22 protein-coding genes are annotated in these 24,672 nt (G+C 71.4%); 20 read left to right on the top strand and 2 right to left on the bottom strand.

Translation table 11 applies throughout. From position 1 onward, the window contains the following. Position 1: 1 nt before the first annotated feature. The 3 genes from secF to relA all read left to right on the top strand — a co-directional run bounded on the left by secF (position 2) and on the right by relA (position 4,375). Positions 2-1,120 (top strand): protein translocase subunit SecF, encoded by a 1,119-nt coding sequence (gene secF, locus ACH499_RS25350; RefSeq protein WP_356199374.1) that lies wholly within the window; start codon positions 2-4, stop codon positions 1,118-1,120. Next, the gene (locus tag ACH499_RS25345) at positions 1,117-1,665 is read left to right on the top strand and encodes an adenine phosphoribosyltransferase (RefSeq protein WP_356199372.1); all 549 of its coding nucleotides are present in this window, start codon (positions 1,117-1,119) and stop codon (positions 1,663-1,665) included. Before secF ends, ACH499_RS25345 begins: the two co-directional genes overlap by 4 nt. A gap of 172 nt (positions 1,666-1,837) precedes the next feature. Further along, the gene (gene relA, locus ACH499_RS25340; RefSeq protein WP_399018516.1) at positions 1,838-4,375 is read left to right on the top strand and encodes a GTP pyrophosphokinase; all 2,538 of its coding nucleotides are present in this window, start codon (positions 1,838-1,840) and stop codon (positions 4,373-4,375) included. A gap of 75 nt (positions 4,376-4,450) precedes the next feature. Here the strand turns inward: relA and ACH499_RS25335 are convergent, their stop codons facing one another. Both ACH499_RS25335 and ACH499_RS25330 read right to left on the bottom strand, forming a co-directional pair. After that, the gene (locus ACH499_RS25335; protein ID WP_356199368.1) at positions 4,451-5,680 is read right to left on the bottom strand and encodes a DUF349 domain-containing protein; all 1,230 of its coding nucleotides are present in this window, start codon (positions 5,678-5,680) and stop codon (positions 4,451-4,453) included. Positions 5,681-5,815: 135 nt separating this feature from the next. Continuing rightward, positions 5,816-6,664 (bottom strand): peptidylprolyl isomerase, encoded by an 849-nt coding sequence (locus ACH499_RS25330; protein ID WP_356199366.1) that lies wholly within the window; start codon positions 6,662-6,664, stop codon positions 5,816-5,818. Positions 6,665-6,843: 179 nt separating this feature from the next. Between ACH499_RS25330 and ACH499_RS25325 the strand changes: the two genes are divergently transcribed. The 17 genes from ACH499_RS25325 to ACH499_RS25245 all read left to right on the top strand — a co-directional run bounded on the left by ACH499_RS25325 (position 6,844) and on the right by ACH499_RS25245 (position 24,640). Next, positions 6,844-7,551, top strand: a complete 708-nt coding sequence (locus ACH499_RS25325; RefSeq protein ID WP_356199364.1) for an MBL fold metallo-hydrolase — start codon at positions 6,844-6,846, stop codon at positions 7,549-7,551. A 13-nt stretch (positions 7,552-7,564) separates the two neighbouring features. Beyond that, entirely contained in the window at positions 7,565-8,827 is a 1,263-nt protein-coding gene (gene hisS, locus ACH499_RS25320) for a histidine--tRNA ligase (RefSeq protein WP_356199362.1), read from the top strand. Positions 8,828-9,016: 189 nt separating this feature from the next. Beyond that, positions 9,017-9,679, top strand: coding sequence for a vitamin K epoxide reductase family protein (locus tag ACH499_RS25315; protein ID WP_356199360.1), 663 nt, complete (start codon positions 9,017-9,019; stop codon positions 9,677-9,679). 43 nt (positions 9,680-9,722) lie between these two features. Beyond that, positions 9,723-11,078, top strand: coding sequence for a replication-associated recombination protein A (locus ACH499_RS25310; RefSeq protein WP_399018512.1), 1,356 nt, complete (start codon positions 9,723-9,725; stop codon positions 11,076-11,078). A gap of 289 nt (positions 11,079-11,367) precedes the next feature. Then, on the top strand, positions 11,368-11,982 hold the full coding sequence (gene rpsD / locus ACH499_RS25305) for a 30S ribosomal protein S4 (RefSeq protein ID WP_356199356.1): 615 nt from the start codon (positions 11,368-11,370) through the stop codon (positions 11,980-11,982). A gap of 259 nt (positions 11,983-12,241) precedes the next feature. Continuing rightward, positions 12,242-12,676, top strand: coding sequence for a DUF948 domain-containing protein (locus ACH499_RS25300; RefSeq protein WP_356199354.1), 435 nt, complete (start codon positions 12,242-12,244; stop codon positions 12,674-12,676). A gap of 7 nt (positions 12,677-12,683) precedes the next feature. Next, positions 12,684-13,034 carry a hypothetical protein gene (locus tag ACH499_RS25295; RefSeq protein ID WP_356199352.1) on the top strand — a complete coding sequence of 117 codons (351 nt, stop codon included), beginning with the start codon at positions 12,684-12,686 and terminating at the stop codon, positions 13,032-13,034. Then, positions 13,034-15,706: an alanine--tRNA ligase gene (gene alaS / locus ACH499_RS25290; RefSeq protein ID WP_356199350.1), complete on the top strand. Its 2,673-nt coding sequence runs from the start codon at positions 13,034-13,036 to the stop codon at positions 15,704-15,706. Before ACH499_RS25295 ends, alaS begins: the two co-directional genes overlap by 1 nt. Before the next feature lie 7 nt (positions 15,707-15,713). Further along, positions 15,714-16,178 carry a Holliday junction resolvase RuvX gene (ruvX, locus tag ACH499_RS25285; RefSeq protein WP_356199348.1) on the top strand — a complete coding sequence of 155 codons (465 nt, stop codon included), beginning with the start codon at positions 15,714-15,716 and terminating at the stop codon, positions 16,176-16,178. A gap of 129 nt (positions 16,179-16,307) precedes the next feature. Beyond that, a complete protein-coding gene (gene mltG / locus ACH499_RS25280) occupies positions 16,308-18,053 on the top strand; it encodes an endolytic transglycosylase MltG (protein ID WP_399018508.1) in 1,746 nt (581 codons plus the stop codon). Next, entirely contained in the window at positions 18,053-18,880 is an 828-nt protein-coding gene (locus tag ACH499_RS25275; protein ID WP_399018506.1) for a shikimate dehydrogenase, read from the top strand. The genes mltG and ACH499_RS25275 overlap by 1 nt, the downstream gene beginning before the upstream one ends. A 47-nt stretch (positions 18,881-18,927) precedes the next feature. Further along, positions 18,928-19,359 (top strand): hypothetical protein, encoded by a 432-nt coding sequence (locus ACH499_RS25270; RefSeq protein ID WP_399018504.1) that lies wholly within the window; start codon positions 18,928-18,930, stop codon positions 19,357-19,359. 160 nt (positions 19,360-19,519) lie between these two features. Beyond that, the gene (gene aroC, locus ACH499_RS25265) at positions 19,520-20,704 is read left to right on the top strand and encodes a chorismate synthase (RefSeq protein ID WP_356199340.1); all 1,185 of its coding nucleotides are present in this window, start codon (positions 19,520-19,522) and stop codon (positions 20,702-20,704) included. After that, entirely contained in the window at positions 20,701-21,219 is a 519-nt protein-coding gene (locus tag ACH499_RS25260) for a shikimate kinase (protein WP_399018501.1), read from the top strand. The genes aroC and ACH499_RS25260 overlap by 4 nt, the downstream gene beginning before the upstream one ends. After that, the gene (gene aroB, locus ACH499_RS25255) at positions 21,216-22,307 is read left to right on the top strand and encodes a 3-dehydroquinate synthase (RefSeq protein WP_399018499.1); all 1,092 of its coding nucleotides are present in this window, start codon (positions 21,216-21,218) and stop codon (positions 22,305-22,307) included. Before ACH499_RS25260 ends, aroB begins: the two co-directional genes overlap by 4 nt. A gap of 195 nt (positions 22,308-22,502) precedes the next feature. After that, on the top strand, positions 22,503-23,351 hold the full coding sequence (locus ACH499_RS25250) for a Pro-rich N-terminal domain-containing protein (RefSeq protein WP_399018497.1): 849 nt from the start codon (positions 22,503-22,505) through the stop codon (positions 23,349-23,351). A gap of 182 nt (positions 23,352-23,533) precedes the next feature. Then, positions 23,534-24,640, top strand: coding sequence for an aminopeptidase P family protein (locus tag ACH499_RS25245; protein ID WP_399018495.1), 1,107 nt, complete (start codon positions 23,534-23,536; stop codon positions 24,638-24,640). Positions 24,641-24,672: the final 32 nt, after the last annotated feature.

Raw genomic sequence — 24,672 nt, 5'->3', positions numbered from 1 at the left:
GATGTCGAAGCTCGGCAAGCTCGGCGCCCGGCTGCACCATGGCGAGGTCGGCTACGACTTCATCAAGAACCGCAAGATCTGGTACGGCATCTCGATCCTGATCACCATCACGGCCATCGTCGGCCTGGCGGTGCGCGGTCTGCACATGGGCATCGAGTTCCAGGGCGGTGCGGTCTTCACCACCCCGAAGCACATGAGCGCCTCGGTGTCCCAGGCGGAGACGTACGCGGAGGAGGCCTCCGGCCACGACGCGATCGTGCAGAAGCTCGGTGACGGCAGCCTGCGCATCCAGATCGCGGGCATCGACACCGGCAAGTCGGACCAGATCAAGGACGACCTCTCCAAGGACCTGAAGGTCGACGCGGAGAAGATCAACGCCGACCTGGTCGGCCCCAGTTGGGGTGACCAGATCGCCAACAAGGCCTGGCAGGGCCTCGGGATCTTCATGGTCCTCGTGGTGATCTACCTGGCGATCGCCTTCGAGTGGCGGATGGCGCTCGCCGCGTTCATCGCGCTGATCCACGACATCACCATCACCGTCGGCATCTACGCCCTCGTCGGCTTCGAGGTCACGCCGGGCACGGTGATCGGTCTGCTCACGATCCTCGGTTACTCGCTCTACGACACGGTCGTCGTCTTCGACAGCCTCAAGGAGCAGACGAAGGACATCACCAAGCAGAGCCGCTGGACCTACAGCGAGGTCGCCAACCGGTCGATCAACAGCACCCTGGTCCGCTCCATCAACACCACGGTGGTCGCGCTGCTCCCGGTCGGCGGCCTGCTGTTCATCGGCGGCGGCGTCCTCGGCGCGGGCATGCTCAACGACATCTCGCTGTCGCTGTTCGTGGGCCTCGCGGCCGGCGCCTACTCCTCGATCTTCATCGCCACGCCGCTCGTCGCCGACCTCAAGGAGGCCGAGCCGCAGATGAAGTCGCTCAGGAAGCGCGTCCTGGCCAAGCGGGCCCAGGGCGGAGCCCAGGACGACGCGGCCGAGGCCGCCGCCGACGGCCCGTACGCCGACGACGAGCACGAGGAGGCCGCCCCCGCCGTGGTCGGCCCCCGCAACCAGTCCGCGTCCCGCAGCCGAGGCCGCGGCCGACCCTCCGGGAAGCGCCGATGACCGAGCTCGCCAACCTCCCGTCGCTGCTGCTCAGCCGCATCCGCGACGTGGCCGACCACCCGGAGCCGGGCGTGGTGTTCAAGGACATCACCCCGCTCCTGGCCGACCCGGCGGCCTTCGCCGCGCTCACCGAGGCCTTCGCCGAGGTCGCCCGGCGCACCGGCGCCACCAAGGTCGTCGGCCTGGAGGCCCGGGGCTTCATCCTCGGCGCCCCCGTCGCCCTGCGCTCCGGCCTCGGCTTCATCCCCGTCCGCAAGGCGGGCAAGCTCCCCGGCGCCACCCTCGGCCAGGCCTACGACCTGGAGTACGGGTCGGCGGAGATCGAGGTGCACGCCGAGGACCTGGCCGCCGACGACCGGGTGCTGATCGTCGACGACGTCCTCGCCACCGGCGGCACCGCCGAGGCGTCCGTGCAGCTCATCCGCAGGGCCGGCGCGCAGGTCGCGGGCCTCGCCGTGCTGATGGAGCTGGGCTTCCTCGACGGCCGCGCCCGGCTGGAGCCCGCGCTGGACGGCGCCCCGCTGGAGGCGCTCCTCACCGTCTGAGGCGGCATCGACGCACCCTGAGGCGGGCCCGGAGGAATCCGGCGCCCGCCTCCGGCGTTTCTCCCGTTGCAGGCCCTCACCCCGGCCGGAAGGCGATCCGTGGGCCCAGGGTGGCTACCATGGGGTTTCCGGAGCCTGACCGGGGGACCCGGATCGCGCACGAGGAGTCCTCTTGCCAGACGAGGCCCAGCCACTGACCGCAGCCAAGCCCGAGTCCGCCTCGGCAGCGGCCGCGAAGCCCGCGCCCAGCGGGCCGCAGGCGAAGAACGACACCCGCGGACCGATCCAGCACGCCCCGACCGCGCCCGTCGACAAGCCGGCCGAGCAACAGCCGCACGCCAAGCCGCGGCCGCCCGAGCGCGACCGCAACGCCCCGGTGGTCCGCACCCCCGTCGGCCAGCCCGCCCGCTCCGGCTCCTCCAACCGCGTCCGCGCCCGCCTCGCGCGCCTCGGCGTGCAGCGCGCGAACCCGTACAACCCGGTCCTGGAGCCGCTGCTGCGGATAGTGCGCAGCAACGACCCCAAGATCGAGACGGCCACGCTGCGCCAGATCGAGCGCGCCTACCAGGTCGCCGAGCGCTGGCACCGCGGCCAGAAGCGCAAGAGCGGCGACCCGTACATCACGCACCCGCTCGCCGTCACCACCATCCTCGCCGAGCTGGGCATGGACCCGGCCACGCTGATGGCCGGGCTGCTGCACGACACCGTCGAGGACACCGAGTACGGCCTGGAGGACCTGCGCCGCGACTTCGGCGACGTCGTCGCCCTGCTCGTGGACGGCGTCACCAAGCTGGACAAGGTCAAGTTCGGCGAGGCCGCGCAGGCCGAGACCGTGCGCAAGATGGTCGTCGCCATGGCCAAGGACCCCCGGGTCCTGGTCATCAAGCTCGCCGACCGCCTGCACAACATGCGCACCATGCGCTACCTCAAGCGGGAGAAGCAGGAGAAGAAGGCGCGCGAGACCCTGGAGATCTACGCGCCGCTCGCCCACCGGCTGGGCATGAACACCATCAAGTGGGAGCTGGAGGACCTCGCGTTCGCGATCCTCTACCCCAAGATGTACGACGAGATCGTCCGCCTGGTCGCCGAGCGCGCCCCCAAGCGCGACGAGTACCTCGCCATCGTGACCGACGAGGTCCAGCAGGACCTGCGCGCGGCCCGCATCAAGGCGACCGTCACCGGCCGCCCCAAGCACTACTACAGCGTCTACCAGAAGATGATCGTCCGCGGCCGTGACTTCGCGGAGATCTACGACCTGGTGGGCATCCGCGTCCTCGTGGACACCGTCCGCGACTGCTACGCGGCGCTGGGCACGGTCCACGCCCGCTGGAACCCGGTTCCGGGGCGGTTCAAGGACTACATCGCGATGCCCAAGTTCAACATGTACCAGTCGCTGCACACGACGGTCATCGGACCCAACGGCAAGCCGGTCGAGCTGCAGATCCGCACCTTCGACATGCACCGCCGCGCCGAGTACGGCATCGCCGCGCACTGGAAGTACAAGCAGGAGGCCGTCGCCGGCGCCTCCAAGGTGCGCACCGACGTGCCCAAGGCCGGCAAGGACAAGGACGCCATCAACGACATGGCGTGGCTGCGGCAGCTCCTGGACTGGCAGAAGGAGACCGAGGACCCCGGCGAGTTCCTGGAGTCGCTGCGCTTCGACCTCTCGCGCAACGAGGTCTTCGTCTTCACGCCCAAGGGCGACGTCATCGCGCTCCCCGCCGGGGCGACGCCGGTCGACTTCGCGTACGCCGTCCACACCGAGGTCGGCCACCGCACCATAGGAGCACGGGTCAACGGCCGGCTGGTGCCGCTGGAGTCCACCCTGGACAACGGCGACCTGGTGGAGGTCTTCACCTCCAAGGCGGCCGGCGCCGGTCCCTCCCGCGACTGGCTGGGCTTCGTCAAGTCGCCGCGCGCCCGCAACAAGATCCGCGCCTGGTTCTCCAAGGAGCGCCGGGACGAGGCGATCGAGCAGGGCAAGGACGCCATCGTGCGCGCCATGCGCAAGCAGAACCTGCCGATCCAGCGCATCCTCACCGGTGACTCCCTGGTCACGCTGGCCCACGAGATGCGCTACTCGGACATCTCCGCGCTGTACGCGGCGATCGGCGAGGGGCATGTCTCCGCGCAGAACATCGTGCAGAAGCTGGTCCAGGCCCTCGGCGGCGAGGAGGCCGCCACCGAGGAGATCGACGAGTCGGTGCCGCCGTCCCGCGGCCGCGGCCGCAAGCGCCGCACCAGCGCGGACCCGGGCGTCGTCGTCAAGGGCGTCGAGGACGTGTGGGTCAAGCTGGCCCGCTGCTGCACGCCCGTGCCCGGCGACCCGATCATCGGCTTCGTCACCCGCGGCAGCGGCGTCTCGGTCCACCGCAGCGACTGCGTCAACGTGGACTCGCTCTCCCGTGAGCCCGAGCGCATCCTCGACGTCGAGTGGGCGCCCACCCAGTCGTCGGTCTTCCTGGTCGCCATCCAGGTCGAGGCGCTGGACCGCTCCCGGCTGCTTTCGGACGTCACACGGGTGCTGTCCGACCAGCACGTCAACATCCTCTCCGCGGCCGTCCAGACCTCCCGCGACCGGGTGGCCACCTCGCGCTTCACCTTCGAGATGGGCGACCCGAAGCACCTCGGACACGTGCTGAAGGCCGTACGGGGCGTGGAGGGTGTCTACGACGTCTACCGGGTGACGTCCGCGCGCAGGCCCTCGTAGAAGCGCTGACACGGGAAACGGGGAGGGGCCCGGCGGATGTCTCCGCCGGGCCCCTCCCCGTCGCTCCGGGCGGGCTCAGCCGCCGAACTCCTGCAGACCCTTCAGGGCCTGGTCCAGGAGTGCCTGGCGGCCCTCCAGCTCGCGCTGGAGCTTGTCGGCCTTGGCGTCGTTGCCCTGGGCGCGGGCCTGCTCGATCTGGGACCGCAGCTTGTCCACGGCGGCCTGGAGCTGACCGGTCAGCCCCTCGGCACGCGCACGCGCCTCCGGGTTGGTCCGGCGCCACTCGGCCTCTTCGGCCTCCTGGATCGCCCGCTCCACCGCGTGGACGCGGGCCTCGACCTTCGGCCGGGCGTCGCGCGGCACGTGGCCGATGGCCTCCCAGCGCTCGTTGACCGAACGGAACGCCGCCCGGGCCGCCTTGAGATCCGTGATGGGCAGGATCTTCTCGGCCTCCTCGGCCAGCTCCTCCTTGAGCTTGAGGTTCTCCGCCTGCTCCGCGTCCCGCTCGGCGAAGACCGAGCTGCGGGCGGCGAAGAACACGTCCTGGGCGCCGCGGAAGCGGTTCCACAGGTCGTCCTCGTGCTCCCGCTGGGCGCGGCCCGCGGCCTTCCACTCGGCCATCAGGTCGCGGTACCGCGCCGCCGTCGGACCCCAGTCTGTCGAGTTCGACAGCGCCTCGGCCTCCGCGACCAGCCGTTCCTTGGTGCGGCGGGCCTCCTCGCGCTGCGCGTCGAGCTGCGCGAAGTGCTGCTTGCGCCGCTTGGAGAACGCCGAGCGCGCATGCGAGAACCGGTGCCACAGCTCGTCGTCGGACTTGCGGTCCAGACGCGGCAGGCCCTTCCAGGTGTCGACCAGGGCCCGCAGCCGCTCGCCGGCCGCGCGCCACTGGTCGGACCGGGCCAGTTCCTCGGCCTCCGCGACCAGCGCCTCCTTGGCGCCGCGCGCCTCGTCGGACTGCTTGGCCCGCTGGGCCTTGCGCTCCTCGCGGCGCGTCTCCACGAGGGCGACGAGCTTGTCCAGCCGGGCCCGGAGAGCCTCCAGATCACCGACCGCGTGGTGCGCGTCGACCTGCTCGCGCAGATGCTCCACGGCGGCCAGGGCGTCCTTCGCCGACAGGTCGGTGGTCTTCACACGCTTCTCGAGGAGGCCGATCTCGACAACCAGGCCCTCGTACTTGCGTTCGAAATAGGCCAGCGCTTCCTCGGGGGAGCCTGCCTGCCAGGAACCGACGACCTTCTCGCCGTCGGCCGTACGCACGTACACGGTCCCCGTCTCGTCGACGCGGCCCCACGGGTCGCTGCTCACAGCGCCTCCTCCACATGATGCCTGCGGAGGGCTCTGCTGCCCCCGGGCATCGTCCACAGTTTCGTCACGGCCAACATAGGCGACCGGCGGGGGGCCTGTCCGCATCCTGCGCGACCGAAATTCCGCAGTTGGGGCTCAGGATTTCGTCACCGTCGCCTTGTTGATCACAACCGTCGCGTTGGGCGCGGTGTTGCCGGTCGTCGGGTCCATGGCCTGCGCACCCGCGTCCGCGATCTTCTTCAGCACCTTCATCCCCGCCTCGGACACCGTGCCGAACGGCGTGTAGTCCGGCGGGAGCTGGCTGTCCTGGTAGACGAGGAAGAACTGGCTGCCGCCCGAGTTGCGGCCCTGCTGCGTCTGCGCGTTGTACTGGTTGGCCATCGCCACCGTGCCCGCCGGGTACACGTTGCCCTGGAGGCTCTTGTCCTTCAGGTTCTCGTCGGGAATCGTGTAGCCGGGGCCGCCCATCCCCGTGCCCTGCGGGTCGCCGCACTGGAGCACGTAGATGCCGGTGTCGGTCAGCCGGTGGCACTTCGTGTGGTCGAAGTAGCCCTTGCCGGCCAGGAAGTTGAACGAGTTGACCGTGTGCGGCGCGGCCGACGCCTTCAGTGCGACGTCGATGTCACCGCAGGTGGTGGACAGCTTCATCGTGTACTTCGCCGACTTGTCGATGGCCATCGCAGGTTCCTTCTCCCAGGTCTGCGTCCTGGCCTTGCCCCCGGCGGGCTTGTCGCACGGGTCCGGCGCCCTGCTGCTCGCGGAGGCGCTCGGAGTGGCCTCCGCGCTCGCGTTCGTCTTGTCGTCGTCCCCGAGGACCACACCGGTCGTGTAGAGCGCGACGCTGCCGATCAGGATGACGCCGAGCACCGACGCGATCGCCGCGTTGCGCATGCGCGCCTTGCGCCGCGCGGAGGTGCGTCGCTGCTGCTGCCGCAAGAACTTCTCCCGGGCGAGCTGACGCCGCCGCTGCTCCTGGCTGACCACCGGGTTCTCTCCTCATGCGTCGTGTGCCGACCGGTACGCGTGCGCGCGACGGACCGAGCGCGTGCGTGTAGCCCCGTACCGTATATGGGTTCGCTGAGGAAACGGCACCGCCGGTAGGCTCTGACCACGGGCGCAGCCCGCCCGCAGACCGCCCGTACCGCCACAAACGAAGGACGATCGTGCTCATTGCCGGGTTCCCCGCCGGTGCCTGGGGGACGAACTGTTACCTCGTCGCCCCCGCCGCCGGTGAGGAGTGCGTGATCATCGACCCCGGCCACCAGGCCGCCCAGGGAGTCGAGGAGGCACTCGCCAAGCATCGGCTCAAGCCCGTCGCCGTCGTCCTCACCCACGGCCACATCGACCACGTGGCCTCGGTCGTCCCGGTGTGCGGCGCGCACGACGTGCCCGCCTGGATCCACCCCGACGACCGCTACATGATGGGCGACCCCGAGAAGGGGATCGGCCGCACCATCGGCATGCCGCTCATGGGCGAGCTCACCGTGGGGGAGCCGGACGACGTCAGGGAGCTGACGGACGGCGCGAAGCTGGAGCTGGCGGGCATGGAGCTGACGGTCGCGCACGCGCCGGGCCATACCAAGGGGTCGGTGACCTTCGGCATGCCCGAGGCGGCGGACATCCCGCCGATCCTCTTCTCGGGCGACCTGCTGTTCGCCGGCTCCATCGGACGCACCGACCTGCCCGGCGGCGACATGGCCGAGATGCTCGACTCGCTGGCACGCGTGTGCCTGCCGCTCGACGACTCGACCGTGGTGCTGTCCGGCCACGGCCCCCAGACGACCATCGGCCAGGAGCGCGCCACCAACCCGTATCTGCGGCAGGTGGCCGCCGGCCAGGGCGCCCCCCGGGCTCCCCGACGAGGAATGTGACGAGAGACCTTCCGTGAGCACCTTCAAGGCCCCCAAGGGCACGTACGACCTGCTGCCCCCCGACTCCGCCAAGTACCTGGCGGTCCGCGAGGCGATCGCCGCCCCGCTGCGCAACTCCGGCTACGGCTACATCGAGACGCCCGGCTTCGAGAACGTCGAGCTGTTCGCCCGCGGCGTCGGTGAGTCCACCGACATCGTGACCAAGGAGATGTACGTCTTCGAGACCAAGGGCGGAGACCGGCTCGCCCTGCGTCCGGAGACCACCGCCCCCGTGCTGCGCGCCGTCCTGGAGGCCAACCTGCACAAGGCGGGCAACCTGCCGGTGAAGGTCTGGTACTCGGGCTCGCAGTACCGCTACGAGCGTCCCCAGAAGGGCCGTTACCGTCACTTCTCCCAGGTCGGCGCCGAGGCGATCGGCGCGGAGGACCCGGCGCTGGACGCCGAACTGATCATCCTCGCCGACCAGTCGTACCGCTCGCTGGGCCTGCGCAACTTCCGCATCCTCCTCAACTCCCTGGGCGACAAGGAGTGCCGCCCGGTCTACCGCGCCGCGCTCCAGGACTTCCTGCGCGGCCTGGACCTGGACGAGGACACGCTGCGCCGCGCGGAGATCAACCCGCTGCGCGTGCTGGACGACAAGCGCCCCGACGTGCAGAAGCAGCTCACCGACGCCCCGCTGCTGCGCGACTACCTGTGCGACGCCTGCAAGGCGTACCACGAGGAGGTCCGTGAGCTGATCACGGCGGCGGGCGTCGTCTTCGAGGACGACCCCAAGCTGGTGCGCGGCCTCGACTACTACACCCGCACCACCTTCGAGTTCGTCCACGACGGCCTCGGCTCCCAGTCCGCGGTGGGCGGCGGCGGCCGCTACGACGGCCTGTCCGAGATGATCGGCGGCCCCGCGCTGCCGTCCGTCGGCTGGGCCCTCGGCGTCGACCGCACCGTCCTCGCCCTGGAGGCGGAGGGCATCGAACCGGACATTCCCGCGGCCACCTCCGTCTTCGCCGTCCCGCTCGGCGAGGAGGCCCGCCGGATCCTCTTCGCCAAGGTCACCGAGCTGCGCAAGAACGGCGTCGCCGCCGACTTCTCCTACGGCGGCAAGGGCCTGAAGGCCGCGATGAAGGCGGCCAACCGCTCGGGCGCCCGCTACACGCTGGTCCTCGGCGAGCGCGACCTCGCCGAAGGCGTCGTCCAGCTCAAGGACATGGAGTCCGGCGAGCAGACCGCCATCGGCGTCAACGAGATCGTGGCCGAGCTCGAATCCCGCCTCGGCTAGCGACCGCCGCACCCGGAGGCGCACGCGTTCGCTCGCGTGTGCCCCCGGGGAACGGGCATCGGCCGGAATGCCACGCCCCGGAGTGAGTGGCCGTACGTTCATAGGTTCAGCGAACACCGCTCCTACACGCCCATGCGGCACAATGGCCCTGCCCGAAGCAGGCCCGACTCGAGTGACGGAATCGGCGTGATGAGCAGGACCACAGTGAAGGACGTCCCGACCGTGTCAGAGCCCGGGCCGGAACCCGTCTCCGGGACACCGCGCACCGAGGGCGCGAGCCGCGCCTTCGCCCTGATGCTCGTGATCACCGGCGCCGCCGGAGTGCTCGCCGCGTGGGTCATCACGCTCGACAAGTTCAAGCTCCTCGAGGCCAAGGTCGCCGGGACCACCTTCACCCCCGGGTGCAGCCTGAACCCGGTCGTCTCCTGCGGCAGCGTCATGGAGAGCGACCAGGCGACCGTCTTCGGCTTCCCGAACCCGATGCTGGGCCTCGTCACCTACGGCATCGTCGTCTGCGTCGGCTTCAGCCTGCTCGCCCGCGCCCGCTTCCCGCGCTGGTACTGGCTCACCTTCAACGCCGGCTGCCTGTTCGGCGTCGGCTTCGTCACGTGGCTGCAGTTCCAGTCCCTGTACCGGATCAACGCGCTGTGCCTGTGGTGCTGCCTGGCCTGGGTCGCCACCATCGTGATGTTCTGGTACGTCACGTCCTTCAACGTCCGCAAGGGATTCCTGCCCGCGCCGGGCTGGCTGCGCGGCTTCTTCGGCGAGTTCGGCTGGGTGCCGCCCGTCCTGCACACCGGCATCGTCGGCATGATGATCCTGACCCGGTGGTGGGACTTCTGGACGTCCTGACAGCGCCCGCCGCGTTGTCAGTGCGTTGATTTAGGGTTCTTGCGTGGAGCCCGACCTGTTCACCGCCGCAGCAGAAGAACGCCAGGAGAAGGACCCGGCCGGCAGCCCGCTGGCCGTCCGGATGCGCCCCCGCACCCTCGACGAGGTGGTGGGCCAGCAGCACCTGCTCAAGCCCGGCTCACCGCTGCGCAGACTGGTCGGCGAGGGCGCCTCCGGCCCCGCGGGGCCCTCCTCGGTGATCCTCTGGGGCCCGCCCGGCACCGGCAAGACGACCCTCGCGTACGTCGTCTCCAAGGCCACCAACAAGCGCTTCGTGGAGCTGTCCGCGATCACCGCCGGGGTCAAGGAGGTCCGCGCGGTCATCGACGGCGCCCGCCGCGCGGTCGGCGGGTACGGCAAGGAGACCGTCCTCTTCCTCGACGAGATCCACCGCTTCAGCAAGGCCCAGCAGGACTCGCTGCTCCCCGCCGTCGAGAACCGCTGGGTCACCCTGATCGCCGCCACGACCGAGAACCCCTACTTCTCGGTCATCTCGCCCCTGCTCTCCCGCTCCCTCCTCCTCACCCTCGAACCGCTCACCGACGACGACGTCAGGGACCTGCTGCGCCGGGCCCTGACCGACGAGCGCGGCCTCAAGGAGGCCGTCACCCTCCCCGAGGACACCGAGGAGCACCTGCTGCGCATCGCCAGCGGCGACGCCCGCCGCGCGCTGACCGCCCTGGAGGCCGCGGCGGGGGCCGCGCTCGACAAGGGCGAGAGCGAGATCGCGCTGACCACGCTGGAGGAGACGGTCGACCGGGCGGCCGTGAAGTACGACCGCGACGGCGACCAGCACTACGACGTCGCCAGCGCCCTGATCAAGTCCATCCGGGGCTCCGACGTGGACGCCGCCCTGCACTACCTGGCCCGGATGATCGAGGCCGGCGAGGACCCCCGCTTCATCGCCCGCCGCCTGATGATCTCCGCCAGTGAGGACATCGGCCTCGCCGATCCGAACGCGCTGCCCATCGCCGTCGCCGCCGCCCAGGCCGTGGCCATGATCGGCTTCCCGGAGGCCGCCCTCACCCTCAGCCACGCCACCATCGCCCTGGCCCTCGCGCCCAAGTCCAACGCCGCGACCACCGCGATCGGCGCTGCCCTGGAGGACGTCCGCAAGGGACTCGCCGGTCCGGTCCCGGCCCACCTGCGCGACAGCCACTACAAGGGCGCGGGCAAGCTCGGCCACGGCCAGGGCTACGTGTACCCGCACGACCTGCCCGAGGGCATCGCCGCCCAGCAGTACGCCCCGGACGCCCTCAAGGAGCGGACCTACTACACGCCGACCCGGCACGGCGCCGAGGCGCGCTACGCCGACGCGGTCGAGTGGACCCGCAGGCACCTCGGTCGCAAGGGGCAGTGAGCAGCCTGTAGAATCGCCCGAAGTGCTGAGTCCCGTGCAGTCAGAACGGGACGCCCAGCCGGAACCCCCAGCGGGTTCCAGGAGCGTCGCGCACCGTCGAAGGTGTCGCGGGCAGCCCACCACCACCCGTACTCCGGGGACGGTCGGTGGGCCACTCGCGTGCTGCACGTATGTGCCCAGACCAGGGGAGCGGCTGCCCGGCGGGTCCCGAGCGGACCCGGTGGGATTCCCCGGCTGCGGATGCGACCTCCCTCAACCCTGACAAGCCGGAAACTAGGAAAGAGACACAGTGGCGAACCAGTCCCGCCCCAAGGTCAAGAAGTCGCGTGCCCTCGGCATCGCGCTGACGCCGAAGGCCGTCAAGTACTTCGAGGCCCGCCCCTACCCGCCGGGTGAGCACGGCCGCGGCCGCAAGCAGAACTCGGACTACAAGGTCCGTCTGCTCGAGAAGCAGCGTCTGCGCGCGCAGTACGACCTCAGCGAGCGCCAGCTCGTCCGCGCCTACGAGCGTGCCTCCAAGACCAACATGAAGACCGGCGAGGCCCTGGTCATCGAGCTCGAGCGCCGTCTCGACGCGCTGGTCCTGCGTTCGGGCATCGCCCGCACGATCTACCAGGCCCGCCAGATGGTCGTCCACGGCCACATCCAGGTCAACGGCCAGAAGGTCGACAAGCCGTCCTTCCGTGTCCGTCCGGACGACGTCGTGCAGGTCCGCGACCGCTCCAAGGACAAGACGCTCTTCCAGATCGCCCGTGAGGGCGGCTTCGCCCCCGAGGGCGAGACCCCGCGCTACCTCCAGGTGAACCTCAAGGCCCTGGCGTTCCGCCTGGACCGCGAGCCGAACCGCAAGGAGATCCCGGTGATCTGCGACGAGCAGCTCGTCGTCGAGTACTACGCCCGCTGATCCAGCCGGACGCCAGTACCGCAGCGGTACCGCAGCCCGCCGTCTCCCCGCCCCTTCGGGCGGGCGGGGCGGCGGGCTGCGGCATGTCCGCTCCCGCCGGTGCCGCGCCCGCACGCCCCCGGCCGCCCGGCCGTGCCCGCTCCGCCCCCGGCGCGGGCGGTAATCCGGTACGGAGCCCCGCGCCCGGCGCGATAGGCTCGGTGCACGACTTTTTCGATGTTCTCGATGTTCAGGCACGTTTTCAGGGAGCGGGTGCGCAGTGTCCGGTGGTGAGGTGGCCGGGATCCTGGTGGCCGTCTTCTGGGCGATCCTGGTCTCCTTCCTCGCCGTCGCGCTGGCGAGGCTGGCCCAGACGCTCAGGGCGACCACCAAGCTGGTGGCGGACGTGACCGACCAGGCCGTCCCGCTGCTGGCCGACGCCTCCTCCGCGGTGCGTTCCGCGCAGACCCAGATCGACCGGGTCGACGCGATCGCCTCCGACGTCCAGGAGGTCACGTCGAACGCCTCCGCGCTGTCGACCACCGTGGCCTCCACCTTCGGCGGCCCCCTGGTCAAGGTCGCGGCGTTCGGCTACGGCGTGCGCCGGGCACTCGGCGGTCGCAAGGAGGACCTGCCGGCCAAGGAGCCGCGGCGCACCGTGATCGTCGGCCGCACGATCCCGGCCGCGCGGCGGACGAAGCGGAAGAAGGACTGATCCAGCGATGTTCCGCCGTACGTTCTGGTTCGGCACCGGCGTGGCCGCCGGTGTCTGGGCCACCACCAAGGTCAACCGGAAGCTCAAGCAGCTCACCCCGGACAGCCTCGCCGCGACCGCGGCCAACAAGGCGCTCGACGCGGGCACCCGGATCAAGGACCGCGCGGTGGGCTTCGCCCTCGACGTCCGCGAGAACATGGCCCGGCGGGAGGCCGAACTGGACGACGCACTCGGGCTGAACGCCCCCGTCGACCGGGAACTTCCCGCACCCAGGCGGTACACCGCCATCGAGAACCGTAACGATCCGAGGTACGTCGACAGGACGACGTACTCGTACAACCGGAATGAGGACCACTGATGGAGTCGGCCGAGATCCGCCGCCGCTGGTTGAGCTTCTTCGAGGAGCGCGGTCACACCGTCGTCCCTTCGGCGTCGCTCATCGCGGACGACCCGACTCTGCTGCTGGTCAACGCCGGCATGGTGCCCTTCAAGCCGTACTTCCTCGGTGAGGTCAAGCCGCCGTACGACCGGGCCACCAGCGTCCAGAAGTGCGTGCGCACGCCGGACATCGAAGAGGTCGGCAAGACCACCCGGCACGGCACGTTCTTCCAGATGTGCGGCAACTTCTCCTTCGGCGACTACTTCAAGGAAGGCGCCGTCAAGCTCGCCTGGGAGCTGCTCACCAGCGCCCAGGACAAGGGCGGTTACGGCCTCGACCCCGAGCGCCTGTGGATCACCGTCTACGAGGACGACGACGAGGCCGAGCAGATCTGGCGCGACGTCGTCGGCGTCCCCGCCGAGCGCATCCAGCGCCTGGGCAAGAAGGACAACTTCTGGTCCATGGGCGTGCCCGGCCCCTGCGGCCCCTGCTCCGAGATCAACTACGACCGCGGCCCCGAGTTCGGCGTCGAGGGCGGCCCCGCCGTCAACGACGAGCGGTACGTGGAGATCTGGAACCTCGTCTTCATGCAGTACGAGCGGGGCGAGGGCACCGGCAAGGAGGACTTCGAGATCCTCGGGGACCTGCCGAGCAAGAACATCGACACCGGCCTCGGCCTGGAGCGCCTCGCCATGATTCTGCAGGGCGTGCAGAACATGTACGAGATCGACACCTCCATGGCCGTCATCAAGAAGGCCACCGAACTGACCGGCGTGGCCTACGGCGACGCCCACGAGTCGGACGTCTCCCTGCGCGTGGTCACCGACCACATCCGCACCGCCGTGATGCTCATCGGCGACGGCGTCACCCCCGGCAACGAGGGCCGCGGCTACGTGCTGCGCCGCATCATGCGCCGCGCCATCCGCAACATGCGCCTGCTCGGCGCCACCGGTCCGGTCGTCAAGGACCTGATCGACGTCGTGATCGGGATGATGGGGCAGCAGTACCCCGAGCTGATCACCGACCGCGAGCGGATCGAGAAGGTCGCCCTCGCCGAGGAGAACGCCTTCCTCAAGACGCTGAAGGCCGGCACCAACATCCTCGACACCGCCGTGAGCGACACCAAGGCCGCCGGCGGCACCGTGCTCGCCGGCGACAAGGCGTTCCTGCTCCACGACACCTGGGGCTTCCCGATCGACCTCACCCTGGAGATGGCCGCCGAGCAGGGCCTGTCCGTGGACGAGGACGGCTTCCGGCGCCTGATGAAGGAGCAGCGGGAGCGCGCCAAGGCCGACGCCCAGGCCAAGAAGACCGGCCACGCCGACCTCGGCGCCTACCGCGAGATCGCCGACCGCGCCGGTGCCACCGACTTCATCGGCTACACCGACACCGAGGGCGAGTCCACGATCGTCGGCATCCTCGTCGACGGCGTCTCCTCCCCGGCCGCCACCGAGGGCGACGAGGTCGAGATCGTCCTCGACCGCACCCCGTTCTACGCCGAGGGCGGCGGCCAGATCGGCGACACCGGCCGGATCAAGGCCGACTCCGGTGCCGTCATCGAGGTCCGCGACTGCCAGAAGCCGGTCCCGGGCGTCTACGTCCACAAGGGCGTCGTCCAGGTCGGCGAGATCACCGTCGGCGCGAAGGCCCACGCCGCCATCGACGACCGGCGCCGCCACGCGATCGCCCGTGCCCACTCGGCCACCCACCTCACCCACCAGGCGCTGCGCGACGCCCTCGGCCCGACGGCCGCCCAGGCCGGTTCCGAGAACCAGCCCGGCCGCTTCCGCTTCGACTTCGGTTCGCCCTCCGCCGTCCCGACGGCCGTGATGACCGACGTCGAGCAGAAGATCAACGAGGTGCTCGCCCGCGACCTCGACGTCCGCGCCGACGTCATGGGCATCGACGAGGCCAAGAAGCAGGGCGCCATCGCCGAGTTCGGCGAGAAGTACGGCGAGCGCGTGCGCGTCGTGACCATCGGCGACTTCTCCAAGGAGCTGTGCGGCGGCACCCACGTGCACAACACCGCCCAGCTCGGCCTGGTCAAGCTGCTCGGCGAGTCGTCCATCGGCTCCGGCGTGCGCCGTATCGAGGCCCTCGTCGGCATGGACGCCTACAACTTCCTCGCCCGGGAGCACACGGTCGTCGCCCAGCTCCAGGAGCTGATCAAGGGCCGCCCGGAGGAGCTCCCGGAGAAGGTCTCCGCCATGCTCGGCAAGCTCAAGGACGCCGAGAAGGAGATCGAGAAGTTCCGCGCCGAGAAGGTCCTCCAGGCCGCCGGCTCGCTCGCCGACTCCGCCCGGGACGTGCGGGGCGTCGCCCTGGTGACCGGTCAGGTCCCGGACGGCACCACGGCGGACGACCTGCGCAAGCTGGTCCTCGACGTGCGCGGCCGCATCCAGGGCGGACGGGCCGCGGTCGTGGCCCTGTTCACGACGGTCGGCGGCAAGCCGCTGACGGTCATCGCCACCAACGAGGCCGCCCGCGAGCGCGGTCTCAAGGCCGGTGACCTGGTGCGCACCGCCGCCAAGACCCTCGGCGGCGGCGGCGGCGGCAAGCCGGACGTCGCCCAGGGCGGCGGCCAGAACGCGGCCGCCGTCGGTGACGCCGTGGCCGCCGTCGAGCGCCTCGTCGCCGAGACGGCGAAGTAGGCCCGCGATGCGCAGAGGCCGACGGCTCGCCGTCGACGTCGGGGACGCCCGTATCGGGGTCGCCTCGTGCGACCCCGACGGGATCCTCGCCACCCCGGTGGAGACCGTCCCCGGACGCGACGTCCCGGCGGCGCACCGCCGCCTGCGGCAGCTCGCCGAGGAGTACGAGCCCATCGAGGTCGTCGTCGGCCTCCCTCGCTCCCTGAAGGGGGGCGAGGGCCCCGCCGCGGCCAAGGTCAGGGGCTTCGCCCAGGAGCTGGCCAAGGGCATCGCACCCGTGCCCGTACGGCTGGTCGACGAGCGGATGACGACCGTGACGGCGAGCCAGGGACTGCGCGCCTCGGGCGTGAAGTCCAAGAAGGGCAGGTCGGTCATCGACCAGGCCGCGGCCGTGATCATCCTTCAGCAGGCGCTGGAATCCGAACGAGTGTCAGGCGAGGCACCCGGCGAGGGCGTCGAAGTGGTCATCTGATCGCGATACGGTAACGTTCCGCGCGATGCGGCGGCGTTCGAACAGCCGCCGCACAGCAAAGAGGTGGAACGGAAGACGGCCCCCCACGATCGGCCGTGCGGTCCGCCGCCTCGCGGCTCTAGGGGATCGATGACTGAGTATGGCCGGGGCCAGGGCTCCGAACCGTGGCATCCGGAGGACCCGTTGTACGGGGACGGCGGATGGGGCGGACAGCAGGCCCAGGAGGGCCGCCCGTCCCCCTACGGAGGTCAGCCGCAGCAGTACCCGCAGCAGCCGCAGCAGCAGTACGGCGACTGGGGCGACGGCGGCCAGTCCGCCTACGGCCCGCAGCAGTACGACCAGTACGGCGGGCAGCAGCACCCCGAGCCCCAGTACGACCAGTACGGTCAGCCCTCCGGGCAGCAGCAGTACGGGCAGCAGCAGTACGACCAGCAGTACGCGGCCCAGGCTCAGCACCAGCACCACCAGCCGGGACAGGACTACGGCAACGGTGACTGGGGGAGCGGTGCGCACCCTCAGGCCCAGTACCCGCCCGACCCGTCGGACCCCTACGCCGGCCAGAACGCCGCCTACGGCGCGGAGCAGCCCGACTTCTACCCCACCCCCGAGGCGTACCCGCCCCCCGAGCCGCCCGCCCGCCGGCGCACCGAACCGGAACCGCGGGACACCGACTGGGACCCCGGTCCGGACGAGGGCGAGCACGCGTTCTTCGCGGGCGGGGACGGCGACGGCCCGGACGGCACCGACGGCGGTGACCGGGGGCGCGGCGACCGCAGGGGCAGGGGCGGCAAGCCCAAGAAGCGCCGCAACGGCGTCGCCTGCCTGGTGGTCTGCCTGGTGCTCGGCGGCGGCGTGGCCGGAGTCGGATATTTCGGCTACCAGTTCTACCAAAACCGCTTCGGCGCGGCGCCGGACTTCGCGGGCGACGGCAACGGCGAGGCGGTGACCGTCACCATCCCCAGGGGCGCCGGCGGCTCGGCCATCGGCCAGGAACTCAAGCGGAAGGGCGTCGTGAAGAGCGTCGACGCCTTCATCGCCGCGCAGGCGAGCAATCCCGACGGCAAGAGCATCCAGGACGGCGTGTACACGCTGCAGAAGGAGATGTCGGCCGCGAGCGCGGTCCAGCTCCTGCTCGACCCCAAGAGCCGCAGCAACCTGATCATCGCCGAGGGCAAGCGCAACGCCGACATCTACAAGCTGATCGACAAGCAGCTCGGCGTGTCCGAGGGCACCACCGCCAAGGTCGCCAAGGAGGAGTGGAAGAACCTCGGTCTGCCCGAGTGGGCGATGAACCACAAGGACGTCAAGGACCCGCTGGAGGGCTTCCTCTACCCGTCCAGCTACGGGGCCGCCAAGGGGCAGAAGCCCGAGGACGTGCTGAAGCAGATGGTGGCGCGGGCGACCGAGAAGTACGAGGAGTTCGGTCTCGAGCAGAAGGCCGACAGCCTCGGTCTCGAAGGCCCCTGGCAACTGCTGACCGTCGCGAGCCTGGCCCAGGCCGAGGGCACGAGCCACGACGACTTCCGCAGGATGGCCGAGGTCATCTACAACCGCCTCAAGCCGGGCAACGTGCAGACCAACGGAATGCTGGAGTTCGACTCCACGTACAACTACGTCAAGAACCAGAGCAAGCTCGACCTGTCGCTCAGCGAGCTGCGCAGCTACGACAACCCCTACAACACCTACTACCACAAGGGGCTGCCGCCCGGTCCGATCGGCAACCCGGGCGAGGAGGCGCTCAAGGGCGCGCTCGACCCGACCTCCGACGGCTGGTACTACTTCATCTCGCTCGACGGGAAGACGAGCGAGTTCACGAAGACCAACCAGGAACACCAGAAACTGGTCGACAAGTGGAACGCCTCGAGGAACAACTGATGCCCGTGCCCCGCCGAGCCGCCGTTCTCGGCTCCCCGATCGCCCACTCCCTCTCCCCGGTGCTGCACCGCGCCGCGTACGCGGAACTGGGCCTGGAGGGCTGGACGTACGACCGCTTCGAGGTGGACGAGGCGGCGCTGCCGGGCTTCTTCGAGAAGCTGGGCCCCGAGTGGGCGGGGCTGTCGCTGACCATGCCGCTCAAGCGGGCGGTCATCCCGCTGCTGGACGAGATCAGCGACACTGCGGCCTCCGTGGACGCCGTGAACACCGTCGTCCTCACCGGGGACGGCCGCAGAACCGGCGACAACACCGACATCCCCGGCATGGTCGCCGCCCTGCGCGAGCACGGCGTCGAGAAGGTCGACACCGCCGCCGTCCTCGGCGCCGGGGCCACCGCCTCCTCCGCCCTGGCCGCGCTGGCCCGCGTCTGCACCGGCGAGGTCACCGTGTACGTACGCAGCGAGGCCCGCGCCGCAGAGATGCGGGGCTGGGCGGAGCGCCTGGACGTCGAGGTGCGCATCGCCGACTGGGCGGACGCCGAGCAGGCGCTGCGCGCCCCGCTGGTCGTGGCCACCACCCCGGCGGGCGCCACGGACGCGCTGGCCTCCGCCGTGCCCGGGGCGCCCGCGACCCTCTTCGACGTGCTGTACGACCCGTGGCCGACCGCGCTCGCCGCCCGCTGGTCGGCGCTCGGCGGGGCCGTCGTCGGCGGCCTCGACCTGCTGCTGCACCAGGCGGTGCTCCAGGTCGAGCGGATGACGGGCCGCGCGCCCGCCCCCCTCGCCGCCATGCGAAAAGCGGGAGAGCGCGCCCTCGCCGACCGCTAGGATCCCTCCCGTTCCGCAGGGGGCGGAACGGGGAGGGAAGACGATCCATGTCCACAGGCGTGCCGCTGGCGTCCGTCAAGACCCAGATCTTCGATGCCGTGCTGGGCTTCCTGCCCGACTGGGTGCAGATCACGGTGCTCGCCCTGATCGTGCTAGCCCTCGTCGCGTCCTGGGTGATCAAGGCCAAGCGCGGCATCGCCCGCCGCCGCGCGGCCCGGTCGGGCACGCCCGTCCAGGCGCCGGTGCCGTCCGGGCAGAGCCGCGGCGCCGACTTCCTGGGCCCCTACGCGCCGCCGCGGGCCGACGGGGGCAGTGGAGCGGACCACCCGGGTGTCCACGCGCCCCGGCAGCAGAGCGGTCAGGGCAGCGGTGCCGATCACCTCGGGCCCTACGCGCCGCCCCGGCAGACGCAGCCGAGCGGTGCCGACTTCCTCGGGGCCTACGCTCCCCAGCGGGGTCCGGGCACCGGCTCCGCCTGATCCCGCCCGTCCGTCAGATGGACCGGCGGCCTGGCCGGGCGGCCGGGCGTGGGAGGATCGGAAGTGGCGGACCGGGGCCGCGCACCCGGAACCGCCGTCGCCGTACGCGGAGAAGACTCGTACACAAGGCATATCGGGGCGCGAGCACTGAGGAGCACCGTTGAGCAGGTTGCGCTGGCTGACCGCAGGGGAGTCCCACGGTCCCGCACTCGTCGCGACGCTGGAGGGTCTGCCCGCCGGCGTGCCGATCACCACCGACATGGTGGCGGACCACCTGGCGAGGCGGCGGCTCGGCTACGGGCGCGGTGCGCGGATGAAGTTCGAGCGCGACGAGGTCACCTTCCTCGGCGGCGTCCGCCACGGACTGACCCTCGGCTCCCCGGTCGCGATCATGGTGGGCAACACCGAGTGGCCCAAGTGGGAGCAGGTCATGGCGGCCGACCCGGTCGACCCCGAGGTCCTGGCCGGCCTCGCCCGCAACGCCCCGCTGACCCGGCCGCGCCCCGGTCACGCCGACCTCGCCGGCATGCAGAAGTACGGCTTCGACGAAGCCCGGCCGATCCTCGAGCGCGCCTCCGCCCGTGAGACGGCGGCCCGTGTCGCGCTGGGCGCGGTGGCCCGCTCGTACCTGAAGGAGACGACCGGCGTCGAGATCGTCAGCCATGTCGTCGAGCTGGCCTCGGCGAAGGCGCCGCACGGGGTGTACCCGACGCCGGCCGACGTCGAGAGGCTGGACGCCGACCCCGTGCGCTGCCTGGACGCGGACGCGTCGAAGGCGATGGTCGCCGAGATCGACCAGGCCCACAAGGACGGCGACACCCTCGGCGGCGTGGTCGAGATCCTCGCCTACGGCGTGCCGGTGGGCCTCGGCTCGCACGTCCACTGGGACCGCAAGCTCGACGCACGGCTCGCCGGCGCCCTCATGGGCATCCAGGCGATCAAGGGCGTCGAGATCGGCGACGGCTTCGAGCTGGCCCGGGTGCCCGGTTCCCAGGCCCACGACGAGATCGTGGGCACGCCCGACGGCATCCGGCGGGTCTCCGGCCGTTCCGGCGGCACCGAGGGCGGCCTCAGCACCGGTGAGCTGCTGAGGGTGCGCGCCGCCATGAAGCCGATCGCGACCGTGCCGCGCGCCCTGAAGACCGTGGACGTCGTCACCGGCGAGGCCGCGCAGGCGCACCACCAGCGCTCCGACGTGTCCGCCGTGCCGGCCGCCGGCATCGTCGCCGAGGCGATGGTCGCCCTGGTCCTCGCCGACGCGGTGGCGGAGAAGTTCGGCGGTGACAGCGTCGCCGAGACCCGCCGCAACGTCACCTCGTACCTCGACAACCTGGCCGTCCGATGACCACGGGCCCGCTGATCGTCCTCGTCGGCCCGATGGGCGTCGGCAAGTCCACCGTCGGCCGGCTCCTCGCCGAGCGGCTCGGTGTGGGCCACCGCGACACGGACGAGGACATCGTCACCGAGCAGGGCCGCGCCATCGCCGACATCTTCGTCGACGAGGGCGAAGCGGCCTTCCGGGCCCTGGAGAAGCAGGCCGTGCGCCGGGCGCTCACCGAGCACGCCGGTGTCCTCGCCCTCGGCGGCGGCGCCGTCCTGGACGACGGCACCCGCGGCCTGCTCGCCGGACGGCGCGTCGTCTACCTCTCGATGGACGTCGAGGAGGCGGTCAGGCGCACCGGCCTGAACGTCGCGCGCCCGCTGCTCGCGGTCAACCCGCGCAAGCAGTGGCGCGAGCTGATGGAGGCCCGCCGCCACCTGTACGAAGAGGTCGCCACGGTCGTCGTGGCCACCGACGGACGGACGCCGGAAGAAGTCACCCGGGCCGTCCTGGACGCACTGGAGTTGAAGGAAGCATGAGCGAGGCAGTCACCCGGATCCAGGTCGGCGGCACCGCGGGGACCGAGCCCTACGAGGTCCTGGTGGGCCGTCAGCTCCTGGGTGAACTCGCCGGTCTGATCGGCTCCCGGGCCAAGCGGGTCGCCGTGATCCACCCCGAGGCGCTCGCCGAGACCGGCGACGCGCTGCGCGCCGACCTGGCAGAGCAGGGCTACGAGGCGATCGCCGTCCAGGTGCCCAACGCCGAGGAGGCCAAGACCGCCGAGGTCGCCGCCTACTGCTGGAAGGCGCTCGGCCAGTCCGGGTTCACCCGCACCGACGTCATCGTCGGCGTCGGCGGCGGCGCCACCACCGACCTGGCGGGCTTCGTGGCCGCGACCTGGCTGCGCGGGGTGCGCTGGGTCGCCGTCCCGACCACCGTGCTCGCCATGGTCGACGCGGCCGTCGGCGGCAAGACCGGCATCAATACCGCCGAGGGCAAGAACCTCGTCGGCGCCTTCCACCCGCCGGCCGGTGTCCTGTGCGACCTCGCCGCGCTGGACTCCCTCCCCGTCCACGACTACGTCTCGGGCCTCGCCGAGATCATCAAGGCCGGCTTCATCGCCGACCCGGTGATCCTCGACCTGATCGAGTCCGACCCGCAGGCCGCGCGCACCCCGGCCGGCCCGCACACCGCCGAACTGATCGTGCGCTCGATCGAGGTCAAGGCGGAGGTCGTCTCCTCCGACCTGAAGGAGGCGGGCCGCAGGGAGATCCTCAACTACGGCCACACGCTCGGCCACGCCATCGAGAAGAACGAGCGCTACAAGTGGCGTCACGGCGCCGCCGTCGCCGTCGGCATGCACTTCGCCGCCGAGCTGGGCCGCCTCGCGGGCCGGCTGGACGACGCCACCGCCGACCGCCACCGCAGCATCCTCGAAGCGGTCGGCCTGCCGCTGCACTACCGCTACGACCAGTGGCCCAAGCTGGTCGAGAACATGAAGGTCGACAAGAAGTCCCGCGGCGACCTGCTGCGCTTCATCGTCCTGGACGGCCTGGCCAAGCCCACCGTCCTGGAGGGACCCGACCCGGCCGTCCTCCTCGCCGCCTACGGCGAAGTGGGCGAGTAGTCCCCGGGCACACCCTTCCGCCCGATTCGCCTCGGGGGACGGGCACTTCGTGCCGCCCCCGGCCGTTCCCCGAAGGACGGCCGGGGGCGGTACCGTTCCGTGGGGGTCCCTCCCACGCCCTTTAGTCTGTGGGGGAGAGCGGGTACCCCTCCCGCTGTCAGCGCCCATCGCCTGTACGAGACGGAGTGGCACCGGATGCAGCACGCAGTGGGTTCTCCGCTGCCGCCGCCCCCTCAGCCGGGGCACGGACCGGCCGTCGGCTGGTCCCCGGCCGCACACCACCCGGGTCCGCACCAGGGCCCCGCCCCCGTGCCGCCGCCCGCGGCGCCCGGCTACCCCGTGCAGTCCCCGCACGTCGGGGCCCCGCAGCACGCGCCCGTGCCGCCGCCCGTGCCGGACACCACGGGGCACGTCCAGCTGCCGCCCGGCGCTCCCGTCGCCGCGCCCAGCGCACCGCCCGCCGCGGCCGCCGCACCCGACCCGGGCACCACCACGCTCGCGGTCCTGCTGATCGGCCCCGCGGGCGCGGGCAAGACCAGCGTCGCCAAGTACTGGGCGGACCACCGCCGGGTGCCCACGGCCCACATCAGCCTCGACGACGTGCGCGAATGGGTCCGCTCGGGCTTCGCCGACCCCCAGTCCGGGTGGAACGAGAACTCCGAGGCCCAGTACCGCCTCGCCCGCCGCACCTGCGGCTTCTCCGCGCGCAACTTCCTCGCCAACGGCATCTCGTGCATCCTCGACGACGCCGTCTTCCCGGACCGCCCGGTCGTCGGACTCGGCGGCTGGAAGCGGCACGTCGGCCCCGGACTGCTCCCGGTCGTCCTGCTGCCCGGACTGGACATCGTCCTGGAGCGCAACGCCGAACGCAGCGGCAACCGGCGGCTCACCGACGAGGAGGTCGCCCGCATCCACGGCCGCATGGCCGGCTGGTACGGCTCGGGCCTGCCCATCATCGACAACTCCCAGCTCGACATACCGGAAACGGCTCGCGTCCTGGACGAGGTCCTGTCCCGCTCCATAGCCAGCCCCCCGAGCTGGTAACTCAGGGACCACTGGGGCGCCCGGTGAGGGGCGCGGGGAACCGCGCGACAAGCCCCCAGCGCCCCGCGGACACCGGACGACGCCCGGCCCCACCCGGGACCACGCACCCGGCGCACCCCACGGACCTCCCCACTCGGCCCTCTCGAGCGGCGCCCCCGGGGCGGAGCTCTTACGCTCGGCTCATGTCAGAGGTGTACGCGGCCCGCCGGACGCGCCTACGGGAACGCTGCAACGCGGGCGGCAGCGCGGCGGCGCTCGTCTCCCGGCCCGCCAACGTGCGCTATCTCGCGGGCGCCGCCCCGCACGGCGCCGTGCTGCTGCTGGGCAAGAGCGAGGATCTCCTGGTCTGCTCCGGCCCGCCGGACGACCGGCCCACCGAGGGAAGGCCCGACGAGGCACTGCCGCTGCGGGCCATGCCCGCCCCCGGCGGTGACCCGGCCGTCGCCGCCGCCCGCCTCGCCGAGGCCCAGGGCGCCGACACCCTCGCCACCGAGGACCACCACCTCACCGTCGCCCGGCACCGCGCCATGGGTGCGGTCGCGCCGCGGCTGCGCCTGAGCGACCTCGGACAAGCCGTCGAGCAGCTCCGGGTCGTCAAGGACGAGGAGGAGATCTCCTGCCTGCGCATCGGCGCCGAGATCGCCGACCAGGCCCTCGGCGAACTCCTGGAGTCCATCCTCGTCGGCCGCACCGAGCGGCACCTCGCCCTGGAGCTGGAGCGCCGCCTGGTCGACCACGGCGCGGACGGCCCCGCCTTCCCCACCTCGGTCGGCACCGGCCCCAACTCCGGCCGCCGCGGCCACCGGCCCACCGACCGGCGTGTGGAGGAGGGCGACTTCCTCTCCGTGTGCCTGGGCGCGACGTACCGCGGCTACCGCTGCGAGATCGGGCGCACGTTCGTCATCGGCACCTCTCCCGCGGACTGGCAGATCGAGCTGTACGACCTCGTCTTCGCCGCTCAGCGGGCCGGCCGGGAGGCCCTCGTACCCGGGGCGGCCTGCCGCGACGTGGACCGCGCGGCCCGTCAGACACTGGACTCCGCGGGGTACGCGGAGAACCTCCAGACGCTCACCGGTCACGGTGTCGGACTGGAAATCGACGAGGACCCGCAGTTGGCCCCCGCGGCCATGGGTAAACTGGACGCTTGTGTGCCGGTCACCGTCGAACCGGGAGTCCACCTCCCGGGCAGGGGCGGGGTCCGGATCGATGACACGCTCGTCGTGCGCCCCGAGGCGGACGGCGGACCCGAGCTACTCACCATCACGACCAAGGAGCTGCTCGCGCTCTAGCCTCGCGCTGTGCGCCCGCCCCGGGGTCGTCC

Origin of the sequence: Streptomyces sp. NPDC018947, from assembly GCF_044390505.1 — a bacterium.
In the GTDB taxonomy this organism is placed as follows: domain Bacteria; phylum Actinomycetota; class Actinomycetes; order Streptomycetales; family Streptomycetaceae; genus Streptomyces.
This window is presented reverse-complemented; position numbering and strand designations above follow the sequence as displayed.

What these genes read in the sequence shown, in the direction of transcription:
- secF (WP_356199374.1), top strand. Translation starts at nt 2, where the DNA reads ATGTCGAAGCTCGGCAAGCTCGGCGCCCGGCTGCACCATGGCGAGGTC.
- ACH499_RS25345 (WP_356199372.1), top strand. Translation starts at nt 1,117, where the DNA reads ATGACCGAGCTCGCCAACCTCCCGTCGCTGCTGCTCAGCCGCATCCGC.
- ACH499_RS25315 (WP_356199360.1), top strand. Translation starts at nt 9,017, where the DNA reads ATGAGCAGGACCACAGTGAAGGACGTCCCGACCGTGTCAGAGCCCGGG.
- ACH499_RS25295 (WP_356199352.1), top strand. Translation starts at nt 12,684, where the DNA reads ATGTTCCGCCGTACGTTCTGGTTCGGCACCGGCGTGGCCGCCGGTGTC.
- alaS (WP_356199350.1), top strand. Translation starts at nt 13,034, where the DNA reads ATGGAGTCGGCCGAGATCCGCCGCCGCTGGTTGAGCTTCTTCGAGGAG.
- ruvX (WP_356199348.1), top strand. Translation starts at nt 15,714, where the DNA reads ATGCGCAGAGGCCGACGGCTCGCCGTCGACGTCGGGGACGCCCGTATC.
- mltG (WP_399018508.1), top strand. Translation starts at nt 16,308, where the DNA reads ATGACTGAGTATGGCCGGGGCCAGGGCTCCGAACCGTGGCATCCGGAG.
- ACH499_RS25275 (WP_399018506.1), top strand. Translation starts at nt 18,053, where the DNA reads ATGCCCGTGCCCCGCCGAGCCGCCGTTCTCGGCTCCCCGATCGCCCAC.
- ACH499_RS25270 (WP_399018504.1), top strand. Translation starts at nt 18,928, where the DNA reads ATGTCCACAGGCGTGCCGCTGGCGTCCGTCAAGACCCAGATCTTCGAT.
- ACH499_RS25260 (WP_399018501.1), top strand. Translation starts at nt 20,701, where the DNA reads ATGACCACGGGCCCGCTGATCGTCCTCGTCGGCCCGATGGGCGTCGGC.
- aroB (WP_399018499.1), top strand. Translation starts at nt 21,216, where the DNA reads ATGAGCGAGGCAGTCACCCGGATCCAGGTCGGCGGCACCGCGGGGACC.
- ACH499_RS25250 (WP_399018497.1), top strand. Translation starts at nt 22,503, where the DNA reads ATGCAGCACGCAGTGGGTTCTCCGCTGCCGCCGCCCCCTCAGCCGGGG.
- ACH499_RS25245 (WP_399018495.1), top strand. Translation starts at nt 23,534, where the DNA reads ATGTCAGAGGTGTACGCGGCCCGCCGGACGCGCCTACGGGAACGCTGC.